We start from the raw sequence: 23,482 nt of genomic DNA, 5'->3' as shown, positions 1-23,482 counted from the left end.
CGGGTGCCTGATGAAACTCTGTTCGACACCTTGCGTCGCGAGCCCGACGCCGAGGCACCCAACCTCCATGCCGTCGACGCCGCGGACCGTCTGGTACTCGACACCGTCGACGAGCGTCCGGGAGTCGAGAGAACTGCACCGATCGCGGTGATCGGCGACCGGTACGGTGCCCTCACCCTCGGTGCCGTGGCGTTGGGCTTCACCGATGTGCGGGTTCATCAGGACGCCGTCACCGCCGTGCGGGCGCTCGAACTGAACGCTGCGCGGGTTGCCATGAGCGGTTCGTACACCCAGCACAGGCTCGGTGCCGAGCTGTTCGACGGCGTCGGCACGGTACTGATGCAGTTGCCGCGAGGTCTGGCCGAGCTCACCGAGATCGCCGAGCACATCGCAGCGCACGCAACCGCGGACGTCGTCGTGTTGGCAGGTGGGCGAGACAAACACATGACCCCCGCCATGAACGACGTGCTGCGACGGTCCTTCACGACGGTCACGGCGGGCCGCGGTCGGCAGAAGGCCCGAGTGCTGACCGCGGCCGGGGCGGTGGCGTCGGCCATGACGTATCCGGTGAGCAAGCGGATCGCCGACCTGGACCTGACTGTGGTGGCGCACGGTGCGGTGTTCGCGGGGGCCGGTCTCGACATCGGAACTCGATACCTGTTGGAATACGTTCCGAAGATGCTCCCGCGAGCCCGCGTTGCCGTCGACTTAGGCTGTGGCACAGGAATTCTCGCGACCGAGCTGGCCCGAACGAGGCCCGATCTCGAGGTGATCGCCACCGATCGTTCGGCTGCAGCGATCGCGTCGGCAGCGGCGACGGCGGAGGCGAACGGGACGAGTGTCGCGGTGATCGCCGACGATGCGATGTCGACCTTCGAATCGGAGTCGGTCGATCTGGTGGTCTGCAATCCGCCGTTTCACGAGGGTTCTGCCGTGCATACGGGCGGAGCGAGCAAACTGTTCGCTGCCGCCGGTCGGGTGCTGCGGCCCGGCGGTCAACTGTGGACTGTGTTCAACACTCACCTGAACTATCGACGCGAACTGGCCGACGCCGTGGGTCCCACCGACCTCATGGGGCGCAACGGCAAGTTCACCGTTGCTCGCTCGGTGCGGCCGAGCGAGCAACGGTGAGTGTCAGGTGACCGGGCCGCCGTCTTCGGGGGAGCCGTCGATCTGGCCGCGGTTGCGCCCGCGGTCCTCGACGAGGGTTCCTTCGACGATTTCCGCCTGACGCTGGCCTTCGGCGTAGTCGATATCGGGATCCTCGTCGGATTCCTCGACGACGTGGTCGACCAGTTCCTCGGTCAACTCGTCGTCGGGGGTCTCGGTGATCGGGCGGTCGAGCTCCTCCTCGACCGCGATGTCGGGTTCTTCCTCGCTGAGCTTGAGGTCCAGGCTCTCGCCCTCGGCGGCCTCACGGGCTGTGGTGCCGAAGCTGTTGGCCTCGCTCCAGTGGTCCGGGGGATCGACCACGGTGTCGCCGTCGTCGTTGCGCACCTCGTCGGAGTCGACGCTTTCGCTGGGGTCCAAAGTCTGGTCGGGTCCGTCTTCGATTGCCATTTCCTCATAGTGCCCGTTTCGATTCGGTGTCACACACGCGGTCGTGTCCGCGTTTGGAGGGCGTACCCGGTAGAGTCCGTTTTGTCCGTCGTAGAAGTTCTCCGTTCGGGAACTTTTGTCCGGATATCAGACGTTCTACTGGTGACCGGCGGGGAGATCCCCGGTGGGGATCAGAACTTACGAAGGGAAGAGACACGGTGCGCACCTCCAGCAACCCGGTGTTCCGCAACCTGCCCAAGCAGCAGGGCGGCGGCTACGCCACATTCGGATCTGCGACGGCTGGAGCCTCGCAGGCCGCAACCTTCGGCCAGCATCCCGGAACGCAGGCCGATCCGTACACCACGCAGCCCGCTCAGCGGGCCATGACGATCGATGACGTCGTCACCAAGACGGGCATCACCCTCGGTGTGCTGAGCGTGACGGCGATCATCTCGTACCTGCTCGTCTCCAACAACACCGACTTGGCCATCCCGTTCGTGATCGGCGGTGGCTTGATCGGCTTCGGTTTGGTCATGTTCGCGACCTTCGGTCGCAAGATGGACAACAAGGCCATCGTCCTCGCCTACGCCGCCGCAGAAGGCGTGTTCCTCGGCGCACTGTCGCTGATGTTCACCGGTGTCGAGTTCGGTGGGGTCGGCGGATCCGCCCTCATCGGTCAGGCAGTGCTCGGCACGTTCGGCGTGTTCTTCGGCATGCTGATCGTCTACAAGACCGGCGCCATCCGCGTCACCCCGCGCCTGACCCGCATGGTCGTCGGTGCCCTGATCGGTGTCGTCGTGCTGATGCTCGGCAACCTGGTTGCCAGCTTCTTCATGGAAGACGGCTTCGGACTCCGCTCGGGCGGACCGCTGGCCATCATCTTCAGCCTCGTCTGCATCGGTATCGCCGCGTTCAGCTTCCTGCTCGACTTCGACCAGGCCGATCAGCTGATCCGTGCACAGGCACCGGAGAAGGCAGCCTGGGGAGTCGCCCTCGGACTGACGATCACGTTGGTCTGGCTGTACGTCGAGATCCTGCGTCTGCTGAGCTACTTCCAGAACGACTAGTACTCACGCGAAAAGCCCCGCCACTCCTTTCGGAGGGCGGGGCTTTTCGTTGTGGTGTCTCGGATCAGCTGAGACGTTCCAGCACCATGGCCATACCCATGCCGCCGCCGACGCACATGGTCTCGACGCCGAACGTCTTGTCGTGGGTGGTCAGGTTGTTCAGCAAGGTGGTGGTGATGCGGGCACCGGTCATACCGAACGGGTGGCCGATCGCGATGGCACCACCGGAGACGTTGAGCTTGTCCTCTTCGATGCCGAGGTCGCGTGCAGAGCCGAGGACCTGGACCGCGAAGGCCTCGTTGATCTCGAACAGGTCGATGTCGGAGATGGACATCCCCGCAATTTTCAGCGCCTTACGGGTGGCCTCGATGGGGCCGAGGCCCATGATCTCGGGGGACGTGCCGGTGACTCCGGTGGAGACGATGCGAGCCAATGGCGTCAGACCCAGTTCCTTGGCCTTGGTGTCGCTCATGATGACGAGTGCTGCTGCGCCGTCGTTGAGCGGGCACGCGTTGCCCGCGGTGATGGTGCCGTTCGGACGGAAGACCGGCTTGAGCTGGCTGATCTTCTCGTAGGTGGTGCCGGCGCGAGGGCCGTCGTCGGTGTTGACGACGGTGCCGTCGGGCAGGGTCACCGGGGTGATCTCCCGCTCGAAGAAGCCGGCGTTGATGGCCTCTTCTGCGCGGTTCTGGCTGCGGACGCCCCAGTGGTCCTGATCCTCGCGGGTGATGCCGGTGAGCAGCGCCACGTTCTCGGCCGTCTGGCCCATCGCGATGTACGCGTCGGGGAGCTCGCCGTTCTCACGGGGATCGGTCCAGCTGTCCGCGCCCTCTTCCTGTGCCTTCTTGGTACGGGCTTCGGCGTCGGCGAAGATCGGGTTGTGGCTCGCGGGCAGCGAGTCGGAGCTGCCGTGAACGAAGCTGGACACGCTCTCGACACCGGCGGAGATGAACACGTCGCCCTCGCCTGCCTTGATCGCGTGCAGCGCCATCCGGGTGGTCTGCAGCGAGGACGAACAGTAGCGCGTGATCGTCGTTCCGGGGAGCGAGTCGTAACCGAGCTGAACCGCGACGATGCGGGCGAGGTTGTTGCCCTGCATGCCGCCGGGTAGACCGCAGCCCAGGAGGAGATCGTCGATGTCCTTGGGGTCGAGCGAGGGCACCTTGGCCAGCGCAGCGGCGACCATCTGAGCGGTGAGGTCGTCGGGACGAATGTCCTTGAGCGACCCCTTCATCGCCCTGCCGATCGGTGAGCGCGCGGTGGCGACGATGACTGCCTCTGGCATGAGATCTCCTTCGAATCGATACTGCTTACCTGCTCTGTTACCGCCGAGTAGGCGATGTCTCCTGACCGAACTTACAACCCCGCCCGACCGCCGCCGCCACGACGTACGAGATCCTCCGACGCAGTGCCGATCTCGGCGTCGAGCTCAGCGGTTCTCCTGCGCAGGAAGCGGTCGAGTGCGGCCGTGGCGCGGGGGATGGGCTTGCGTGATTCGACGGCTGCGGACACGGTCGGCAGTTCGGGCAGTGGGCCGCCGTGCCATACGCCCAGCGCGGACGCGAGTACCGGCAGAATTTGCTGGGCGGCGAGTTCGTAGCCCGCGGCCGACGGGTGAAAGCGATCCGCCGAGAACATGGTGTCGGGGGCCGCGAGAAACTCGGGGGACAGTAGATCCGCCAGAGCCACCGGATGTCCGCCCGCGCTGAGCGTTCGGGCCGTCTGGGCATGGGCCAGCCGCCGACCCCAATTGCGTACGACGGTGCGCAGCGGCTGCGGAATGGCAGTCACGACACCGAGATCGGGGCACGTCCCCACGGCGACCACACAGCCCTTGGCCGTCAATCGCTCGACCGCGTCGCCCAGTCTTGCCGCCGATGCGGGAATGGAGAACTTCTTGGTGACGTCGTTCGCGCCGACGAAGATGACCGCAGCATCGGGCGGCGGACCGGCGACGAACATCGCATCGACCTGGCCTTCGAGTCCCTTCGACGTGGCACCGGCAATTGCTTTGGTGCTCAAGCGAATTCGCTGACCGGTCTCCTCGGCCAGGCCGCGGGCGAGCAGAACGCCCGGGACTTCGTCGGCAACGACGCAGCCCACGCCCGCGGCCGTGGAGTCGCCGAAGATCATCAGATGAATATCTGCTGAACTTCCCAATCGCCACCGTTCGGGGGCCGCGCAGCCCGCTGTGTAGACGCCGTCGGCCTCCGGTGGCTTGGCGGTGGTACGCCCGATGACGCCGCGGGCCGCAGCGGCCTGTCCCATGAGATGTCGGTAGGCGGCCCAGGACGCAGTCCCTGCTCCAGAGCCCGCAAGTACCGTCGCGGCGCTCGCTTTCGCAGCGGTGCGCCATCCGCTCGCCGTCACAGATCGATCCCTCTCGTCGCGCCGTCGACACCATCGTAGGCGGGCGTCGACGGCAGTGGCCGAGAGTCGAATACCTGCATCTGGGAAGATGGTGCAATGCGCATCGCTCAGCACATCACCGAACTCATCGGCAACACCCCGTTGGTGAAGTTGTCCACCGTCATCGGCGACGGTGCAGGCACGGTCGCGGCCAAGATCGAGTACCTCAACCCGGGTGGTTCGTCCAAGGACCGCATCGCCGTGAAAATGATCGACGCGGCCGAGGCGTCCGGCGAACTGAAGCCCGGCGGCACCATCGTCGAACCCACGTCCGGCAACACCGGCGTCGGTCTCGCGCTCGTCGCACAGCAGCGCGGTTACAAGTGTGTGTTCGTGTGCCCAGACAAGGTCGGCGAGGACAAGCGCAACGTGCTGCGCGCCTACGGAGCAGAGGTCGTCGTCTGCCCGACGGCTGTCGCACCCGAGGACCCCAACAGCTACTACAGCGTCTCCGATCGACTCGTTCGCGAGATCGAGGGAGCCTGGAAGCCCAACCAGTACTCCAACCCGGCCGGACCGGCCAGCCACTACGAGACCACCGGCCCCGAGATCTGGGCCGACACCGACGGAAAGATCACGCACTTCGTCGCAGGCGTCGGCACCGGCGGCACCATCTCCGGTACCGGCAAGTACCTCAAGGAGGTCTCCGGCGGCAAGGTCAAGGTCATCGGCGTCGATCCCGAGGGCTCGGTCTACTCCGGCGGCACGGGACGCCCGTACCTCGTCGAAGGTGTCGGTGAGGATTTCTGGCCGACGGCCTACGACCCGTCCATCCCGGACGAGATCATCGCCGTCTCCGACGCCGATTCCTTCGACATGACCCGTCGCCTCGCCCGCGAGGAAGGCCTGTTGGTCGGCGGCTCGTGCGGAATGGCCGCCGTTGCCGCGATCCAGGTTGCCGAGCGCGAAGGTCCCGACGCGTTGGTCGTCGTCCTGCTGCCCGACGGCGGGCGCGGCTACCTGGCAAAGATCTTCAACGACTCGTGGATGTCGTCGTACGGATTCCTGCGTTCGCGTCTGGACGGCACAACCGAGGAGACCTCCGTCGGCGCAGTGCTGCGCGGCAAGTCCGGAGCCCTGCCGGATCTGGTGCACACTCACCCGTCCGAGACCGTGCGTGACGCCATCGAGATCCTGCGCGAGTACGGCGTTTCCCAGATGCCGGTGGTCGGAGCCGAGCCACCCGTCATGGCAGGCGAGGTTGCAGGCAGCGTCACCGAGCGGGATCTGCTCAGTGCCGTGTTCGAGGGTCGCGCTGCGTTGGCCGACCCGGTCGCCAAGCACATGAGCGAGCCGTTCCCGCTGATCGGTGCGGGCGAAACCGTCTCCGACGCCACCAAGGCACTCGGCGAATCCGATGCGCTGATGGTCGTCGAAGAAGGCAAGCCCGTCGGCGTCATCACTCGCCACGACCTGCTCGGATTCCTCAGCAAGGGAGCCTAGGCATGTGAGTGGAACCTCGTAGCCTGCTACGAGACGGGAGTGGAGTCTGCGGAACGACCCGCAGGCTCCACACTCACATGCGGCGCAGCCGCTCTATCGCACCGCGCTCGAGCCGGTCAGCGCCTGCCCGATCACCAGTTGATGGACCTCGGACGTGCCCTCGTAGGTGAGCACGGACTCGAGGTTGTTGGCGTGACGGAGCACCGGGTATTCGAGCGTGATTCCGTTGGCCCCCAGGATTGTTCGGCATTCTCGAGCAATCTTTATGGCCTCACGCACGTTGTTGAGCTTGCCGAGCGACACCCGCTCGCCCGGCAGCTGACCCTTGTCCTTGAGCCGGCCCAGGTGCAGTGCGAGTAGCTGTCCTTTACCGAGTTCGAGGGCCATGTTCGCGAGCTTGGCCTGGGTGATCTGGTATCCGGCGAGGGGCTTGTCGAATACCGCGCGGGTCTTCGAGTACTCGATGGCCGATTCGATGCAGTCCCGAGCTGCGCCCATCGCGCCGAAGACGATGCCGAAGCGGGCCTCGTTGAGGCAGCTCAACGGTCCGCTCAGGCCGCGGGCCTCGGGCAGCATCGCGTCGGCGGGCAGTCGTACGTCGTCGAAAACCAACTCACCGGTGATCGAGGCACGCAGCGAGAGCTTCTTCTTGACCGTGTTCGCGGTGAATCCCGGTGTGTCGGTCGGTACGACGAAACCACGGATCTTGTCGTCGGTCTGCGCCCAGACGACGGCGACGTCGGCGACCGGCCCGTTGGTGATCCACATCTTGCTGCCGTTGAGGATCCAGTCGTCACCGTCGCGCTTGGCGCGGGTGAGCATGCCGCCGGGGTTCGATCCGAAATCAGCTTCGGTGAGACCGAAACAGCCGATAAGTGAACCCTCGGCCATTCCCGGGAGCCACTGTTGCTTCTGCTCCTCGGAGCCGTACTTCCAGATCGCGAACATCGCCAGCGAGCCCTGCACCGAAACCAGCGAACGGATGCCGGAGTCGATGGCTTCGAGTTCGAGGCAGGCCAGGCCGTATGCCGTCGCGGACGTTCCGGCGCAGCCGTAGCCCTCGAGGTGCATGCCGAGCAGGCCGAGCGAGCCCAGTTCCTTGGCGAGTTCTCGCGCCGGCACCGTGCCCTCGTCGAACCAGTCGGCGATGTGCGGACGGATGCGCTCGTTGCCGAACTTGCGGACGGTGTCCCGGATCTGGCGTTCCTCGTCGTCGAGGAGTGAATCGATCGCGAACAGTTCGTCGACGCTCTGGGAGTTGGCCACGGTGCCTCTTTCCGCTGGGGGTTGTCTTCGCAGGTTACCCACGCCCCCGCCGGGCGACGCAGGCCGATTAGGGTGGAGGCCATGAGTGAGCAGCGCAGCAAGGCAGACAACACCTCCTGGCAGGGCTTTTCCACCAAGGCGGTCCACGCCGGCTACGAGCCGGATCCGCTGACCGGCGCAGTGAACGTGCCGATCTATGCCAGCTCCACCTTCGCCCAGGACGGCGTCGGCGGTATGCGCAGCGGATTCGAGTACGCGCGTACCGGCAACCCGACGCGTCGGCCGCTCGAAGCCAATCTCGCGGCCATCGAGTCCGGCACCTACGGTCGGGCGTTCTCCTCGGGCATGGCGGCGACGGACTGCCTGCTGCGTTCGGCGCTGCGTCCCGGTGACCATCTCGTCATCCCCAACGACGCCTACGGCGGCACGTACCGATTGATCGACAAGGTGTTCACCCAGTGGGGCATCGAGTACTCGGTGGCCGCGGTGTCGGACGTCGACGAGGTGCGCGCGGCGATGCGCCCGAACACCAAGCTCGTCTGGGTGGAGACGCCCACCAACCCGTTGCTCAACGTCGGCGATATCGAGGCGCTGTCGGGCGTCGCGCACGAGGGTGGGGCCAAGCTCGTCGTCGACAACACCTTCGCGTCGCCGTACCTGCAGCAGCCTCTGAGTCTCGGTGCCGACGTGGTGCTGCACTCGACCACCAAGTACATCGGCGGACACTCCGATGTCGTCGGTGGCGCGTTGGTGACCGACAGCGAAGAACTCGATACGGCGTTCGCGTTCCTGCAGAACGGAGCGGGCGGAGTTCCGGGGCCGTTCGACGCGTTCCTGACCTTGCGCGGCATCAAGACCCTCGCGCTGCGGATGGAACGGCACAGCGACAATGCCGAGAAGATCGTCGAATTCCTCGACGGGCACCCGGCCATCTCGCAGGTGATCTACCCCGGACTCGAATCGCATCCGTCTCACGCGGTCGCCGCGAAGCAGATGCGACGCTTCGGCGGCATGGTCTCGGTTCGCCTGGCCGGCGGCAAGCAGGCGGCACTCGACTTCTGCGCCAAGACCGAAATCTTCACTCTCGCAGAGTCTCTCGGTGGCGTCGAATCGTTGATCGAACATCCCGGTGCCATGACCCACGCGTCGACTGCCGGTTCGTTGCTCGAAGTTCCCGACGACCTGGTTCGGCTGTCGGTCGGTATCGAGGACGGCGCCGATCTGGTCGGTGACGTCGAGCAAGCGCTGGCATGATCGTCGCACTGATCGACTCGGGCCTGGGAATGGTCCCGACGGCTGCGCGGCTGCGTAGCCTACGTCCCGAGCTCGATCTGGTGCTGATGATGGACCCCGACAACGCCCCGTGGGGACCCAAGCCGGACCGGTGGGTCATCGACCGGGTGGTCGGTACCGCGCAGCATGCCGTCGACCTCGGTGCCGAGGTGGTGGTGCTCCCGTGCAATACCGCCAGTGTGACGGCGCTGAGCCACGTGCGGGCCGCGCTGGGCGATTCCGTGCCGGTGGTGGGGACCGTACCGGCGATCAAACCTGCTGCGGCGGTGAGTGATCGGATTGCGATCTGGGCGACGGCAGCGACGACGGCAAGTGCATATCAAGCGCGCTTGATCGAGGATTTCGCGTCGCATCGGACGGTGACGAGTGTGGCCTGCCATGGTCTTGCCGATGCGATCGACCGAGGAGACGCGACTGGCATCAGCGCAGCGATCACCGCTGCAGTGGCGTCCACTCCCGACGACGTCGAGTCCATCGTGATGGGGTGCACGCACTACCCGCTGGTTCTCGACGAGATCGTGGCGAAGCTGCCCACCCGGGTGACGATGTTCGACAGCGCCGAGGCCGTTGCCAACCAGACGGTTCGACGCGTCGACGAGGTCGGATCGGCTGTTTCCGGAACCGGTCGCGTATCGGTGTGGCTCAGTGGAGTCGAGGGCGAACTGCCTGCGAGCGCGCAGCGTTACCGTGAGGGACAGCTGCTGCTCGACAGCGCAGGAGTGCACCGATTCTGAGTCGTCGGGAATGTAAGACCTTCCTACGCGTTGTCCTTCACTGAGGTAACGGTCGCTGCAGTGGAGGGACAACACATGGTCGACGTGGACGTGCGGAGTAGCACCGGAAGGACTGCGGTACGGATGCCGCACCGGTACGCCTTCTGGGTGGTCGGTGTCGCCTTCATCGTGCTGATGGCGTCCTCGGCAGCACCGTCCCCGTTGTATCCGGTCTACCAGCAGTCCTGGGGATTCAGCGCGATCACGCTCACGGTCATCTTCGCCGTCTATGCACTTGCTCTGCTGTTCACGTTGCTCACCGTCGGTAGTCTGTCGGACCACATCGGGCGCAAGCCGATTCTGATCGCGTCGCTGCTGTTGCTGATCGTCAGCCTGGTGCTGTTCATCGTCGCCGACAGTGTGCCGCTCCTCATCGCGGCTCGCGTCGTGCAGGGAATTGCTGCAGGCGCGGCCACGGGTGCCATGAGCGCAGCGGTCATCGATCTGCAGCCGAACGTATCCACCGGGCCGTTGCTCAACAGCATCGCGCCTTCCCTCGGGTTGGCGGGCGGGGCACTCGGTGCCGGGTTGCTGGTGCAGTTGGCACCGGCACCGGAGATCCTCGTGTTCGCTCTGTTGGTCGGCGCGGCGCTCGTCCTCGCGGTGTCGCTGCTGTTCGTGCCTGAGACGTCGGCGATGCGCGGCTTCGATTCCCGACGTCACCTCGCGTCGACACTGCTGCCGCGAGCGTCGATTCCGAAGTCCGTACGGGCACCGTTCCTTCTCATAGCGCCGGCTCTGTTCGCCACCTGGTCACTGGGCGGGTTTCACCTTTCGCTCGGTCCGTCGATCATCGGCAGTGTCTTCGGTGTCGACAACCACATCGTGGGCGGGTTGGAGATCTTCGCACTGTTCGGTTCCGGTTCGATAGCAGCTGCCGTGGTGCGCAACGGATTTCCTCGCAGGGTGATGATGATCGGCGCTTCTGTGCTCGCAATCGGTGTGGCGCTCACCTTGGTATCGGTCGAGATCGGCTCGATCGGGCTGTATTTCGTCGGTGCTGTCATCGCCGGGTCGGGCTGGGGAGCAACTTTTCTCGGCGCGATGCGCACGCTCGGTGCGCTTGTCCCCGCAGCCGAGAGAGGCGGAGTGTTCGCCACGACTTTTGTCATCAGCTACCTCGCGTTCAGCGTGCCCGCAGTGGTCGCCGGGCTGGCGGTGCACCGCCTCGGTCTGAGCACGACGGTGGAACTGTACGGAGGATTCGTCATCGCGCTCGCGCTCATCTCGGTTCTCGGATTCTCGGTGGCTCGACGTCGAGATCGCTAGTGCAGCAATCTCGGTCGAGTGGCCCCTACCGAGGATGAGCGAGGAGCCCTGCCCGATCGGGTAGTTCGGTGCGTCGTTGGCAGAGTTCACCCGGCTGGGTGTTCCCATCGCGGTGCCGGGCAGTGGAGTGTGGTCACCAGTGAGACGCCGATCACAGAGGAAGGCGTCTTCGACTCACACTCACCGAGGAGACACCGATGGTTATCGAGCTCAATCAGATCTGGGAATTCCCCATCAAGGAGTTTCATCCGCTGCCGCGCGCCAAGCTGGGAGTCGGTGCCCACGACATGATCGGTGTCGAGGCCAAGGAACTCGGGTTCAAGCGCTCGCTGCTCGTCACGACCGGTCTGCGCGGATCGGGCATCATCGAAGAACTGATCGGCAAGATCGAGTACCAGGGCGTCGAGGTGGTCCTCTACGACAAGGTCGAGTCGAACCCCAAGGACTACAACGTCATGGACGGTGCCGCGCTCTACCAGAAGGAGAAGTGCGACAGCGTCATCTCCGTCGGTGGTGGCTCGAGCCACGACGCAGCCAAGGGCATCCGCGTCGTCGTCGCGCACGACGGCCGCAACATCAACGAGTTCGAGGGATTCTCCAAGTCCACCAACAAGCAGAACCCGCCGCACATTGCCGTATCGACCACTGCCGGAACGGGTTCGGAGACGTCTTGGGCCTACGTCATCACCGACACCTCGGACATGGAGAAGCCGCACAAGTGGCTCGCCTTCGACGAGGCGTCGACACCGACTCTGGCACTGGACGATCCGCTGCTCTACTACACCTGCCCCCAGCAGTGGACCGCGTTCTGTGGCTTCGACGTTCTCGCACACGGTGCCGAGCCGTACGTCTCGCGTCTCGATTTCGCGCCGTCGCTGGGTAACGCGATCTACTCGATCGGCTTGGTGTCCAAGCACCTCCGCGAGGCCGTGTACGACCCGGGCAATCTGAAGGCTCGCGAGGGCATGATGAATGCCCAGTACATCGCCACGCAGGCATTCAACTCCGGCGGACTCGGTGTCATTCACTCGATCTCGCACGCGATCAGTGCGTTCTACGACAGCGCTCACGGCCTGAACAACGCCATCGCTCTGCCACGTGTGTGGGAGTACAACCTGCCCTCACGCTACGAGCGCTATGCGGAGATCGCCGTGGCCATGGGCGTCGACACCAAGAACATGACCACCGTTCAGGCCGCCGACGCTGCCGTCGAAGCCGCCATCCGCCTCGCCAAGGACGTCGGCATTCCCGACAACTTCGGATCGATTCGCTCGGCGACCTACGACAAGAACCGGATGAACACCGGCAAGTACGCCGGCAAGGGCGACGTGATCAAGGGCGACGAGAAGTCGGTTCTGAAGATCTCCGAGCACATCCAGGAAGACTGGTGCACCCCGGGCAACCCCCGTGAGGTCACCGTCGAATCGATGATCCCCGTCGTCTCGCACGCGATCAACGAGTCGTACTAACCGCCACCCATGTGAGCGGAACTTCGTAGCAGGGTACGGAGTTCCGCTCACATGCGGCGCAGCCGCCTTCCGAAGGGAAACACATGACCTCGCTGTCGACAGTGCGTAGCGACGACACCGGCACCGTTCGATTCACCGACGCCGCCGATCTGCAGCGCGCGCTCGGGGAGCAGGACTACATCGCCGACGACGACCTCGCCACCGTGGTGCATCTGGCGACAGCGCTCGATCGCCCGCTTCTTCTCGAAGGCCCTGCGGGAGTAGGCAAAACGGAGCTGGCGAAATCCCTTGCTGCGGCGAGCGGTCGCAAGCTCGTGCGCCTGCAGTGTTACGAGGGTCTCGACGACAACCGAGCACTGTACGAGTGGGACTACGCCAAGCAACTGCTGCACGTGCAGATGCTGCGCGAACACATCGGCGCGCTCACCCAGCACGTCACCGACATCGACGACGCCTCGAAGATGCTTGCGGCCAAAGACTTCGGCTTGTACTCCGAACCGTTCCTGTCGGTGCGTCCCCTGCTGGAATCGGTGCTGTCCGAGGAGCCGGTGGTTCTGCTCGTCGACGAGGTCGATCGCACCGAGGAGTCCATGGAGGCACTGCTGCTCGAAGTGCTCGCCGAGAAGCAGGTGACCATTCCCGAGGTCGGGACCTTCACCGCACGCAGCGATCCATGGGTGATATTGACCTCCAACGACACTCGTGAGCTGTCCTCGGCGCTCAAGCGACGCTGCCTGCACTTCCATCTCGATTACCCGACGGCTGCGCGTGAACGAGAGATCGTCACCGCTCGCGCTCCCGAGGTGCCCGCGCACATCGTGGCCGAGATCGTCGATTTGGCAACCGAACTGCGCGAACTACCGCTGCGCAAGAGTCCGTCGATCTCGGAAGTGATCGACGCGGCTCGTATCGCTTCGGTTCTCGGTCATACCGACGAGACCCGCAAGTACCTGCTCGCGGCCCTGGTCAAATATTCGTCGGACATGAAGATCGCGATGGCGGGACCGATCGCGGAGACAACTCACGCACCGACATCGCTTGGGGCGATAGTCAACACGACCGCGACCGCATTTCGTGGGCACGGCGGACGCGACAAGGGTGGCATCGGAATACGACGATGACTGTGCAACAGACATTCTCGGCATCTGTGGTACTCGATGTCCTCGCCGCAGTGTTCGGGCGGACGCTGCGCCGCTACGGTGTCGCTGCGTCGCCGGCCGAGGTCATCGAAGTGCGACGCGTCCTCGGCCTTCTCGGTGCACGTGACCTGACGGTTCTGCGCGCGGCGTTGCGCGCGACGTGTGCGAAGTACGACCATGAACAGCATGGTTTCGATCTCGCGTTCGAGACTTTGTTTCAGGACGTGGCAGAAAGCGTTGTGGACGAGCATCGTTCGTCGGTCGGCGCGCAAGTGGCAGGCGGACTTCCCACGGACCTGGACGTGGGAGCGGACCAGGAGGCGGCGAAGTACGCCGAGTACAACGAGCGAGCCGTCGAGATCGGCGATCTGCTCGACGCTCCCGAAGCAGACAAGGGCTTCAACCCCCACAAGGACGACGACGACATCAGTCTGTCGTCCGAGGATCACGATCTGTCCATCGACACCGACGGCGACATGGGCCGACGGGGCGTCACCTACACAGTGGACCTCGAGCGTTCCGGGTCGACGGCGGCCGGGGAGTTGGCGTCGAGCACGAGTGGAGCCGTTGCAGGACAGCTGAACTGGGAGGATCCGGCCGGAATCCTGGCGTGGTTCGACGCGTACGATCCGAGCAGCGTCTACGGTGACGGCGGCGATTCCGGCGAGCTGAGTGCGGCAATGTTGGATCGGATCACCGATGCCGTCGAGGCATTCGTTGCGGCGCTGGGAGATGTGACCGGGACGATGTCGTCACCGGTGCCGGTCGACGGTGCGGTGCAGGCGATCGGCCGGCATGCCGAGATCGAGCGTGCGAGTCACGAAGTTCTGAAGCACATGCGGGGAACTCCGCGCCCCCGACCACGCGAACATTCACGCGGCCCACTCGACATGCGACGCACCGTACGTTCCAGTCTGCGTACCGACGGAATTCCCTTCCGTCTGATGACGAAGACACCTGTACCCGACAAGGTGAGACTGCTCGTACTGGCTGATGTTTCGCTCTCGGTGCGGCCGATCACCGCATTCACGCTCAGACTCGCGCAGGCCATGCATTCGCGCGCGCACCGCTGCACGGTGATGGGCTTCGTGGACGCGCCGGTGGACGTGACGACCACCTTGCTCGGTAGCACGGGCGACGGCGCACTGGCTGCCGTACTCGCAGACGCCCGACTGGACCTCGAAGCCAGCAGCGATTACGGCAAGACCTTCGCCGACCTTCTGGATTCGCATGGGGACGTGCTGAACAAGCGCACTGCCGTGATCATCGTGGGGGACGGTCGATGCAACGGACGGCCGTCCGGACTCGACGCGTTGGAGAAAATTCGGTCCAAGGTGCACCGCATCGCATGGATCACCCCCGAAGCCCGCCGTTACTGGGCGCAGGCCGCGTGCTCGATGGAGGACTACGAGCAGATCTGCGACCGGGTTGTGGTCGCGCGGGATGGGGAGCAGTTGACGGCCCAGGCGGCCGAACTGGGGCATGCGCTGTCCTGACCTGATCGCACCGGTACCTACCCGATCGGGTAGGTACGAACCTGGCCCGGTGCTGGTGGGATCGCACCCGTCTCGCTCGTAAGGTTGTAACCTGAATCACAGGTCCGGATAGTGTGGACCGAAGACAGCGAGGGTGTGAACGGTGGACCAGGCAGCTACGGCGAACGTCGGCAAGGCGCTGCACGACCTCGATGCGCAGCGCAGCAGGGCCGAGACACCGCGAGTGCTCAAGTTCCATGCGCCCGAGATCGTGTTCGGTCCGGATTCGCTGGGCGAGGTCGCGCACGCGACGCGCCGCCTCGGCGGGGTCCGGCCGATGCTCGTCACGGACTCGGGGTTGATCGACAGCGGCTGGGCAGGGCAGCTGGTCGACCTACTGGTTGCGCAGGGACTCGAGCCACAGGTCTGGAGTGCGTTGACACCCAATCCCAAAGATGTCGAGATCGAGGCCGGGCACGGTTACTACGCAGACTTCGGCTGCGACGTGTTGGTGGCCATCGGCGGCGGGTCGGTCATGGATGCGGCCAAGGGGATTGCCATCCTCGCGGGCAACGGCGGCAGAATCCTGGACTACGAGGGGGTCGATCAGGCCACTCGGCCGATCCCGCCGCTGGTGATGGTGCCGACGACATCCGGCACCGGGGCCGACGTCTCGCAGTTCTGCATCGTCACCGATACCGCACGCTCGACCAAGATCACCATTCTCGGCCGTGCCCTTGTTCCTGACATCACCGTGATCGATCCGATGTTGCTGACCACGATGCCCGAATGGCTCAACGCGGCAACCGGTTTGGATGCCCTGACGCACGGAATCGAGGCATTCGTCTCGCTGGGTCACAACCAGCTCACCGACCACCATGCTCTCCGAGCCATCACCATGGTGATGTCTCAGTTGGCTCGCACCATCGACGAGCCAACCGACATGGCGGCGCGCGGGTCCATGGCACAGGCAAGCCTGGAAGCCGGCCTGGCATTCACGAACGCCATCCTCGGCGCCACGCATGCCATGAGCCATCAGGTGGGAGGACTGCTCGACCTCCCGCACGGAGTGATCAACGGGGTGCTGCTACCGCACGTCATCCGCTTCAACGCCGCGGAGGATCCGTTGCCGTACGTGGCCATCGCCACGAGCCTCGGATTGCCCGAGGGCAGGGCCAGGCCGGAGGAGGCCGCCATGGCCGTGGCAGACCGAGTCGACCGCCTCGCGCGTCAGGTCGGTGTTCCTACCGGTCTTGCGGAGATCGGTGTGAGCGAATCCGATCTGGATGTGCTGGCCACCAATGCTTTACGTGATGCCTGCATGTCCACCAATCCGCGCTCGGCCACACACCGCGAAATGGTCGATCTGTTCAGGAGTGCGCTGTGACATCCGGGCCCGATCTGTCTCTGCTCACCGGGCTCCGCTCGGGCAAGAACACGTTCTACCCCCAGTATCGCGGCGCGGCAGAACGTTTGGAACGGGTTGTCTATGCGCTGGAACTGATCTCACGGGCGCTGGTGCGCACGGTAGACGGTCCGGAAACCCTGGTGTGCGCTGTGGCCGAGGCCGCCCGCGCGCACCTGAGTGCGCGCTGGGTCGTCTTCGCCCTCGCCGACGGCGCGTTCCCCGATGCCGGACCGCGCCGACTGGTACTCGGTCCCGACGCCACACCGTTTCTGGTGGACAACGTCGAGGGGCCACCGCTGCCGGACGACGTCGTCGATTGTCTCGAGTCGATCCGGCAGTCGACGTGCGGTGACGGGCTGACCCCTGTGATCTCTGCTCATCATGCCTTCGTGCCGATCGCGTTCGACGGTGGCGTCGTGGGCGCCTTTGCGGCCTGGACCGGTGAGCAGCGGGTGCTGGACGCCACCGATGCCGCGGTATTGAGCATTCTCGCCAGCCAAACTGCTGTGGCCCTGCAGAATTCGGCTCTGTTTCAGAGTCGGCGGCAATTGCTCGAGCGCACCGAGAGTGCCTATGCCGAGGCGAATCGAACAGCGGCCGATCTCGCAGCCCGCAATGCCGAACTGTTACTGACACAACGGCAGCTGGGTGCCGCGCATCGCCATCAGGTGCTCGACGACGAACGCCACCGCATCGCTCGCGAACTGCACGACAGCGTTACCCAGGCCGTGTTGTCCGCGGGAATGCAGATCGAAGTGTGTCGAAGCGACATCTCGGCCGAAGAGCGCAGTGACAGGCTGGATCTGGCCAAGGATCTGACTCGTCGAGCTGTGGATCAGCTGCGGTCGGCGATCTACGCGCTCAATCACCCGCAGGACGCCGATCGGACGTCGCTTCCCGAAATGCTCGAACAGCTCTCGGTGGTCCACATGCCCGACGAATTGCAGGTCTCGCTGCGCGTGGAGGGAACTCCCGTCGAGCTGAGCAGCGAATGCGAGCACGCATTGCTCCGGATTGCAGGCGAAGCGCTGTTCAACACAGCGGTGCACGCGCATGCCTCGAGAGCAATTCTCCGTTTGACCTATTCGCCCGATCAGGTGCAGCTGTCGATTGCCGACGACGGTGACGGTGATCCGGCCCACTTACGCATGATGCTGCACATGGCCGAATCCACCGACGTCGACGGCCGTCACCGCGGACTGGCGAACATGGCGGCCCGCACCCGCGAACACGGCGGGGTCCTCGAGATCCGCCGAGCCCGAACTGGGGGAGTGCGCGTTGCAGTGCGTATTCCGTTCCAGAACCAATCCGAGAAGGGCGAAACACAGTGAGCGTTCCGACGGTTCGCACGGGCATGGGGCAGGTGGCGGCACCTACGGTGCGCATCGTGCTGGTCGACGACCACGCAATTCTGCGGGACGGGCTCCGCTCGGTACTCGAACGCGAGTCGGATCTGACGATCGTGGGGGAGGCGTCCACCCGGGAGGAGGGGTTGGCCGTCGTGGCGCGGGTCGAGCCCGACATCGTGTTGATGGACCTCAAGCTCTCCGCCAGCTCGGACTACGAGGGGCTTGCTCTGTGCGCGCAACTGGCGAAGGCGCACAACGGAATCGGTCTGCTGGTGCTCACGACGTTTCTCGACGACCGACTCGTGGTGGAGGCCGTGCACGCCGGGGCGCGTGGATACGTGGTCAAGGATGTCGACACCACCGAGTTGGTTCGTGCGATCCGCGCAGTCTCGCGCGGTGAGAGCGCCTTCGATTCACGCAGTGCCTCCGCCGTCGTTCGATCACTCAACGGCACACCGAGCAGCATCGAGCGTCTGACCGAGCGTGAGCTCGAAGTGCTCCGGCTGCTCGCGACGGGCCTGTCCAACAACATGATCGGAACCCGACTGTTCATCTCGGCAACGACGGTGAAATTTCACGTCAGCAACATCATGCGCAAGCTCGCGGTGTCCCGGCGAGCCGAGGCGGTGTACGCAGCGAGTAAGCAAGGCTTGATCTGACTGCAGATCCTTCGGGCGCAGAGTGCAAAGTAGACGGCGCTCGGTGTCCTGTCGAGAGCGTCTGGGCGGTGCAGGCTACGGATAAACACACACCAGTGATATCCATGCCGAGGAGTACCCATGACGACTGTTCAGGACGACACGCGCCCACACGACGCTGCTGCTGGCCGCCCCAAGGAGCTCACCGTTCTCGGGGCGTGCGGGCAGGACTGTCCGGATTCGTGCTCGATGGTGGTCACCGTCGAGGACGGCGTGGCGACGAGTGTCAGCGGAAGCGAGACCAACCCGTACACCAACGGTGGCCTGTGTGTGAAGGTGGACAACTACCTGGACAAGGTCTACAGCCCCGAGCGAGTTCTGTACCCGCTCAAGCGATCCGGACCCAAGGGCTCGGGAATGTTCGAGCGGATCTCGTGGGACGAGGCCGTGACCACCATCGCCGAGAAATTCACCTCCATCGCCGAAGAATTCGGACCCGAGGCGATCATGCCGTGCAACTACCTCGGCACCCAGGGGATCACGCAAGGCCTGAACGTGGGGGATGCGTTCTTCAACCGAATGGGGGCGACCGTTGCCGAGCGTACTTATTGCGACGCGGGGTCCTGTACTGCCTACGCAATGACGGTCGGCGACACGGCGGGTGTCGATCCCGAAAGCTTCGTCCACTCCAAGTTCATCCTGATCTGGGCGTCGAACATCATGAGCACCAATCTGCACCTCTGGCCGTACGTCGCCGAGGCCAAGAAGCGCGGTGCCAAGGTGGTGGTGATCGATCCGGTCAAGACCAGAACCGCGAAAGCTGCCAGCTGGTACATCCCCATCCGTCCCGGCACCGACGGCGCGCTCGCCCTGGCGATGATGCACGTCATCATCGACGAGGGTCTGACGGACGCGGATTACATCGAGCGCCACACGATCGGTTTCGACGAGTTGGCGGAGCGGGTGCAGCGGTACACCCCGCAATGGGCGTCCGAGGAGACGGGCATTCCGGTCGAGGACATCTACACCCTGGCGCGGGAATACGCACAGAGTCAGCCGGCCGTGATCCGCATCGGCGTCGCGATCGAGCGGAGCGCCGGTGGTGGACAGAGCGTTCGGGCAATCTCGTGCCTGCCGTCGCTGGTGGGTGCCTGGCGTAAGCCCGGTGGCGGAATTCTCCAGCTACCTCTGTGGGCGTTCCCGGTGAACTGGCCAGAATTCCTGCAGACGGACCTGCAGACACCTGGCACTCGCGTGATCAACCTGTACCAGCTCGGCGAAGCACTGACCGGCGGGTTGAACCTGGACACGCCGCTCAAAGGTCTGATGGTCTACAACTCGAACCCGGTGGTGGTGTGTCCCGATCAGAAACGAATGATCGACGGGCTCGGTCGCGAGGATCTGTTTACCGTCGTCAGTGACCATTTCATCACCGACACAGCCGATTACGCGGACATCATCCTACCTGCCACGACCCAGCTGGAACAGGACGACATCAACTTCTCCTGGGGCCATCTGTTCGTCACGTACAACAATCGATCGATCGAGCCGCTCGGTGAGGCAGTCCCCAACACCGAGTTGTTCCGCCGGTTGGCCGCGGCGATGGGCTTCACCGAGCCGGTGTTCTCCCGCACGGACGAGGAACTGATCGCACTGTCCTACGACTGGAATGCCCCTGCAATGGAGGGTATCTCGATCGAGTCGCTCAAACAGCTCGGGTGGCAGCGGCTCAATCTTCCCGGACCTGACGAGTACGCACCGCACGCAGAAGGAAACTTTCGGACCCCGTCCGGCAAAACGGAGTTCCTGTCCTCGGCAGCGGCGGGCGGCAACTTCGTGCTTCCTCTGTTCCGGCAGGGGTCGAACGATCACCAGCCCGGGCAGCCGGTGGATCCGCTCCCGCACTACATCGCGCCACGAGAGTCGTCACGAACCAATCCGGTCCTGGCAGAGAGGTATCCGCTGAACCTGCTCACGCCCAAGTCGCATGCGTACTTGAATTCGAGTTTCGGAAACCTCGACATGCACCGCAAGGTGCAGAAGGAGCCGACGCTGTTGATCAATCCTGTCGACGGTGAACACCGGGGAATTTGCTCGGGTGATGTGGTGCGGGTCTTCAACGATCGCGGCGAGTTCACCGTTGTTGCCAAGCTGGACAAATCCGTCATGGTGGGCGTCACTGTGTGTGCGATGGGTGCGTGGCGCAAGAACATGCTGTCGCTCTCGACCCCGGCGTCGCTCAATCCGACAGTGTTCGCGGACCTCGGAAACGCTCCGACGTTCTCCGACACCCTCGTCCAGGTCGCAGCGCTCGACGTCTGACAACCCTTACTCCTACGAACACGAGGATTTCGCCATGGCTTACGTCGTTACCGAAGCGTGCATCGACCTGCTCGACAAGGCATGTACCGAAGAATGCCCCGTCGACTGCATCTACGAGGGCGCTCGGATGATGTACATCAATCCAGACGAGTGCGTCGACTGCGGAAAGTGCATGCCCGCCTGCCCGAACGACGCCATCTTCTGGGAACACAAGATTTCGGACGAGCAGAAGCGATTCGTCGATATCGCAGTCGAATTCTGTGAGGACGCCGACGCGTCGGGAGGGGCGGAGGACCTCGGCCCGGTCGGCCACGACCATCAGGCCATCGACGATGTGGCGAAGAAGTGAGTGGTGCAACGGTTTCCGAGTGTGACCTGATCATCGTCGGCGCTGGTCCTGCCGGTCTGTACGGTGCCTACTACGCAGGTTTCCGAGGACTGACGGTCACCGTCATCGACGCCCTACCGCACCCAGGTGGTCAGCTGGCCGCGTTGTATCCGGAGAAGAAGATCTTCGACGTCGCAGGCTTCCCGGCGATCAAGGCACAGCATTTGGTCGACGCATTGGTGGAGCAAGCAGAGCAGGCGAAGCCGACGTATCTGATGGGACACGTCGCGACCGAGCTCGAAGAATCCGAAAACTGCGTTCGGATCACGACGGACAAGGGTGTCACCGTGGTCGGGAAGGCCGTGCTGGTGGCAGCGGGGATCGGGAAATTCACGCCGAGACCGTTACCGACGGGATCGGAGTTCCACGATCGTGGGCTCCGCTACTTCGTGCCGAGACTGAACGAGCTGGCGGGCGAACACGTGATGATCGTCGGGGGCGGTGATTCGGCAGTGGATTGGGCTCTGAGTTTGGAGCCGATCGCGAAGTCGGTGGTATTGGTACACCGCCGCAACGAGTTTCGGGCTCATGCTCACAGCTTGGGACTGTTGGAGCGGTCGAGTGTCGATGTCCTGACTCCGTACGAAGTCGAGGAGATCGCGGGATCGGGAGCCGTCGAATCGGTGACGATCGTCGACGGTGCCGGAACCGAACGCCGTCGACTGGCAGTATCGAGTGTTGTTGCTGCACTGGGGTTCAAAGCAGCGCTCGGTCCCATCGGGACATGGGGGCTGGACAAACACCAGCGCGATATCGCCGTCGACCGGACGATGCGAACCAGCCGGCGGCGGGTGTTCGCCGTCGGTGATGTTGCCGGGCATCAGGACAAGGTGAAGCTGATCGCGGTCGGGTTCGCCGAGGCAGCGACCGCGGTCAATCACATAGCACCGCTGGTGGACGGTTCGGCACCGATCGTGCCGGGCCATTCGAGCGATTCGATCCACTGAATCGAATCGCTCGTCGGATCAGTACCTCTGTTCTCGGTCGGTCGGGCGCGTCGAACGCGTCACCGCACGTGGGTCGTCCGACCGGGCGCAGACACTGGCTCGGTACTGCCGCGGACTCATCCCGTACTGCTCCCGGAAAGCGCGGCTGAACACGGCGAGGTCCGCGAAGCCCCATCGCCGACTGATCTGCCCGAGAGATCGGTCGAGGGTGATGCTGCCGATGATCTCGCGACGACAGCGCTCGAGTCGTTTGGTTCGGATGGTGCGGGCCACCGTCGTGCCGCTCGAGGCGAACACTCGATGCAACTGACGGGTCGATACCAGCATCGCCGACGCGACGGACGTGGGTGAGAGTTCGGTGTCGGCGAGGTGGTCGTCGATGTACCGTTGCGCTGCTCGCACCAGCGCTGCGCCTGGTGAGTCGATGGTCGAGTTCGAGGTGGTGTTGCGGGCGATCACACTGACGAGGTCGCCGACCTCGTCGGCTATGGCCTGCGCTCCGCTGATGTCCAGTGACGAGCGCGTCGAACCCAGGTCGTGGAGGAATCGCGCCAGGAGTCCGCTGAATCCGGCAGATCCGTCGAACGCCATCGCCGTCATGTCACTGGATTCGCGTGCATCGAGCCGAAGCATGTGACGCGGCCAGGTGAAGACTTCCAGTTCCCACTGATCGTCGTCGGGGTGGCCGTCGATGATCCAGTCGAACGGGCGCGAGGTGTCGTAGATGGCGAAGTCGCCGCGCGTCAGAGTGCATTCGCGGCCGTCCTGCACGACGACTGCCGACCCACGCCTGATCATCCCGATCTGGACGTACTCGATGCGATCCTGCTCGATCAGCGAGTCGGTACGCGCGATGTGCTGTGTGGTGGATCGGACACTCGAAACCTGAAGGTGCGCAAGGGACATGGACCGAACAGCTCCGGTGAATCTGCTGTCGGCCACGTCCGCGACGTCGAGTGCGACGAAGTGTTCGTTCAACATGTCGCACCAGTCGCCTCGGCTGGTCGTCCGAGTCGGGATCGAGAATCCGGATCGAGACAGCATGGGAACCCCTTGTCGTAGACGCTCACGGCGATGCAGGAGCTTTCTTCGAGGTTAGCGCGCAATGTTTCCGGTTGATGCGCTGTTCGTAACAATGCCGGAAAGTCGGATCACATCTGCATGCGGCAGTCTCTGCAGGTCAACTAACGGTCGCTGGCGGTCAAGTGACGTGCACATGTCTCGACCATCCTGAGGTCGGACGAACGAAAGGGGTGCGCCGTGGGCGAAGTCGACACTGTCCTACACA

Annotated in this window: 20 protein-coding genes; 15 read left to right on the top strand and 5 right to left on the bottom strand. The window is 64.3% G+C overall.

Annotation, left to right across the window (positions count from 1 at the left end):
* Positions 1-3: 3 nt before the first annotated feature.
* Positions 4-1,131: a methyltransferase gene (locus CH294_RS01360; protein ID WP_094736764.1), complete on the top strand. Its 1,128-nt coding sequence runs from the start codon at positions 4-6 to the stop codon at positions 1,129-1,131.
* Between the two features lie 3 nt (positions 1,132-1,134).
* On the opposite strand, the gene CH294_RS01355 is transcribed toward CH294_RS01360, so the two are convergent.
* The gene (locus tag CH294_RS01355) at positions 1,135-1,560 is read right to left on the bottom strand and encodes a hypothetical protein (RefSeq protein WP_032376583.1); all 426 of its coding nucleotides are present in this window, start codon (positions 1,558-1,560) and stop codon (positions 1,135-1,137) included.
* Between the two features lie 197 nt (positions 1,561-1,757).
* Between CH294_RS01355 and CH294_RS01350 the strand changes: the two genes are divergently transcribed.
* Complete coding sequence (locus CH294_RS01350; protein WP_032404782.1) at positions 1,758-2,606, top strand: Bax inhibitor-1/YccA family protein; 849 nt, start codon at positions 1,758-1,760, stop codon at positions 2,604-2,606.
* Positions 2,607-2,670: 64 nt separating this feature from the next.
* Here the strand turns inward: CH294_RS01350 and CH294_RS01345 are convergent, their stop codons facing one another.
* A complete protein-coding gene (locus CH294_RS01345) occupies positions 2,671-3,891 on the bottom strand; it encodes an acetyl-CoA C-acetyltransferase (protein WP_037149544.1) in 1,221 nt (406 codons plus the stop codon).
* Between the two features lie 71 nt (positions 3,892-3,962).
* Complete coding sequence (locus CH294_RS01340) at positions 3,963-4,976, bottom strand: SGNH/GDSL hydrolase family protein (RefSeq protein WP_032404784.1); 1,014 nt, start codon at positions 4,974-4,976, stop codon at positions 3,963-3,965.
* A 96-nt stretch (positions 4,977-5,072) separates the two neighbouring features.
* Here CH294_RS01340 and CH294_RS01335 point away from each other — a divergent pair, with 96 nt between their 5' ends.
* Positions 5,073-6,458, top strand: a complete 1,386-nt coding sequence (locus tag CH294_RS01335) for a cystathionine beta-synthase (protein WP_032376587.1) — start codon at positions 5,073-5,075, stop codon at positions 6,456-6,458.
* Positions 6,459-6,551: 93 nt separating this feature from the next.
* Here the strand turns inward: CH294_RS01335 and CH294_RS01330 are convergent, their stop codons facing one another.
* Complete coding sequence (locus CH294_RS01330) at positions 6,552-7,724, bottom strand: acyl-CoA dehydrogenase family protein (RefSeq protein WP_032376588.1); 1,173 nt, start codon at positions 7,722-7,724, stop codon at positions 6,552-6,554.
* 81 nt (positions 7,725-7,805) lie between these two features.
* Here CH294_RS01330 and CH294_RS01325 point away from each other — a divergent pair, with 81 nt between their 5' ends.
* The 12 genes from CH294_RS01325 to CH294_RS01270 all read left to right on the top strand — a co-directional run bounded on the left by CH294_RS01325 (position 7,806) and on the right by CH294_RS01270 (position 22,194).
* Complete coding sequence (locus CH294_RS01325; protein WP_032376589.1) at positions 7,806-8,978, top strand: cystathionine gamma-synthase; 1,173 nt, start codon at positions 7,806-7,808, stop codon at positions 8,976-8,978.
* Positions 8,975-9,751, top strand: a complete 777-nt coding sequence (locus CH294_RS01320) for an aspartate/glutamate racemase family protein (RefSeq protein WP_094705542.1) — start codon at positions 8,975-8,977, stop codon at positions 9,749-9,751. Before CH294_RS01325 ends, CH294_RS01320 begins: the two co-directional genes overlap by 4 nt.
* Before the next feature lie 75 nt (positions 9,752-9,826).
* Positions 9,827-11,059, top strand: coding sequence for an MFS transporter (locus CH294_RS01315; protein WP_094736763.1), 1,233 nt, complete (start codon positions 9,827-9,829; stop codon positions 11,057-11,059).
* A gap of 197 nt (positions 11,060-11,256) precedes the next feature.
* Positions 11,257-12,528: an NDMA-dependent methanol dehydrogenase gene (gene mdo / locus CH294_RS01310; RefSeq protein WP_032376592.1), complete on the top strand. Its 1,272-nt coding sequence runs from the start codon at positions 11,257-11,259 to the stop codon at positions 12,526-12,528.
* Between the two features lie 83 nt (positions 12,529-12,611).
* Positions 12,612-13,649 carry a MoxR family ATPase gene (locus CH294_RS01305; protein WP_094608105.1) on the top strand — a complete coding sequence of 346 codons (1,038 nt, stop codon included), beginning with the start codon at positions 12,612-12,614 and terminating at the stop codon, positions 13,647-13,649.
* Positions 13,646-15,163 (top strand): VWA domain-containing protein, encoded by a 1,518-nt coding sequence (locus CH294_RS01300; RefSeq protein ID WP_094736762.1) that lies wholly within the window; start codon positions 13,646-13,648, stop codon positions 15,161-15,163. The genes CH294_RS01305 and CH294_RS01300 overlap by 4 nt, the downstream gene beginning before the upstream one ends.
* A 178-nt stretch (positions 15,164-15,341) precedes the next feature.
* Positions 15,342-16,529: an iron-containing alcohol dehydrogenase gene (locus CH294_RS01295; protein ID WP_052057986.1), complete on the top strand. Its 1,188-nt coding sequence runs from the start codon at positions 15,342-15,344 to the stop codon at positions 16,527-16,529.
* Complete coding sequence (locus tag CH294_RS01290) at positions 16,526-17,881, top strand: histidine kinase (RefSeq protein ID WP_037176504.1); 1,356 nt, start codon at positions 16,526-16,528, stop codon at positions 17,879-17,881. Before CH294_RS01295 ends, CH294_RS01290 begins: the two co-directional genes overlap by 4 nt.
* 23 nt (positions 17,882-17,904) lie before the next feature.
* On the top strand, positions 17,905-18,558 hold the full coding sequence (locus tag CH294_RS01285; protein WP_032405004.1) for a response regulator transcription factor: 654 nt from the start codon (positions 17,905-17,907) through the stop codon (positions 18,556-18,558).
* A gap of 120 nt (positions 18,559-18,678) precedes the next feature.
* Positions 18,679-20,859 carry a molybdopterin-dependent oxidoreductase gene (locus tag CH294_RS01280; protein ID WP_094736761.1) on the top strand — a complete coding sequence of 727 codons (2,181 nt, stop codon included), beginning with the start codon at positions 18,679-18,681 and terminating at the stop codon, positions 20,857-20,859.
* 34 nt (positions 20,860-20,893) lie between these two features.
* Complete coding sequence (gene fdxA / locus CH294_RS01275; protein WP_094736760.1) at positions 20,894-21,208, top strand: ferredoxin; 315 nt, start codon at positions 20,894-20,896, stop codon at positions 21,206-21,208.
* Positions 21,205-22,194: an NAD(P)/FAD-dependent oxidoreductase gene (locus CH294_RS01270; RefSeq protein WP_032404637.1), complete on the top strand. Its 990-nt coding sequence runs from the start codon at positions 21,205-21,207 to the stop codon at positions 22,192-22,194. Before fdxA ends, CH294_RS01270 begins: the two co-directional genes overlap by 4 nt.
* 18 nt (positions 22,195-22,212) lie before the next feature.
* Here the strand turns inward: CH294_RS01270 and CH294_RS01265 are convergent, their stop codons facing one another.
* Positions 22,213-23,238, bottom strand: a complete 1,026-nt coding sequence (locus tag CH294_RS01265) for a helix-turn-helix domain-containing protein (protein WP_080737350.1) — start codon at positions 23,236-23,238, stop codon at positions 22,213-22,215.
* Positions 23,239-23,482 lie beyond the last annotated feature (244 nt).

It is taken from the genome of Rhodococcus sp. 14-2483-1-1 (assembly GCF_002259335.1).
Taxonomy (GTDB): Bacteria; Actinomycetota; Actinomycetes; order Mycobacteriales; family Mycobacteriaceae; genus Rhodococcoides.
The sequence above is the reverse complement of the archived record's forward strand: the minus strand, read 5'-3'. Positions and strand labels throughout refer to the sequence as shown.

Bases quoted from the DNA above. Each gene is read 5' to 3' on its own strand.
- CH294_RS01335 (WP_032376587.1), top strand. From the start codon at position 5,073: ATGCGCATCGCTCAGCACATCACCGAACTCATCGGCAACACCCCGTTG.
- fdxA (WP_094736760.1), top strand. From the start codon at position 20,894: ATGGCTTACGTCGTTACCGAAGCGTGCATCGACCTGCTCGACAAGGCA.
- CH294_RS01305 (WP_094608105.1), top strand. From the start codon at position 12,612: ATGACCTCGCTGTCGACAGTGCGTAGCGACGACACCGGCACCGTTCGA.
- CH294_RS01355 (WP_032376583.1), bottom strand. From the start codon at position 1,560: ATGGCAATCGAAGACGGACCCGACCAGACTTTGGACCCCAGCGAAAGC.
- CH294_RS01315 (WP_094736763.1), top strand. From the start codon at position 9,827: ATGGTCGACGTGGACGTGCGGAGTAGCACCGGAAGGACTGCGGTACGG.
- CH294_RS01325 (WP_032376589.1), top strand. From the start codon at position 7,806: ATGAGTGAGCAGCGCAGCAAGGCAGACAACACCTCCTGGCAGGGCTTT.
- CH294_RS01265 (WP_080737350.1), bottom strand. From the start codon at position 23,238: ATGCTGTCTCGATCCGGATTCTCGATCCCGACTCGGACGACCAGCCGA.
- CH294_RS01280 (WP_094736761.1), top strand. From the start codon at position 18,679: ATGACGACTGTTCAGGACGACACGCGCCCACACGACGCTGCTGCTGGC.
- CH294_RS01285 (WP_032405004.1), top strand. From the start codon at position 17,905: ATGGGGCAGGTGGCGGCACCTACGGTGCGCATCGTGCTGGTCGACGAC.
- CH294_RS01300 (WP_094736762.1), top strand. From the start codon at position 13,646: ATGACTGTGCAACAGACATTCTCGGCATCTGTGGTACTCGATGTCCTC.
- mdo (WP_032376592.1), top strand. From the start codon at position 11,257: ATGGTTATCGAGCTCAATCAGATCTGGGAATTCCCCATCAAGGAGTTT.
- CH294_RS01345 (WP_037149544.1), bottom strand. From the start codon at position 3,891: ATGCCAGAGGCAGTCATCGTCGCCACCGCGCGCTCACCGATCGGCAGG.
- CH294_RS01320 (WP_094705542.1), top strand. From the start codon at position 8,975: ATGATCGTCGCACTGATCGACTCGGGCCTGGGAATGGTCCCGACGGCT.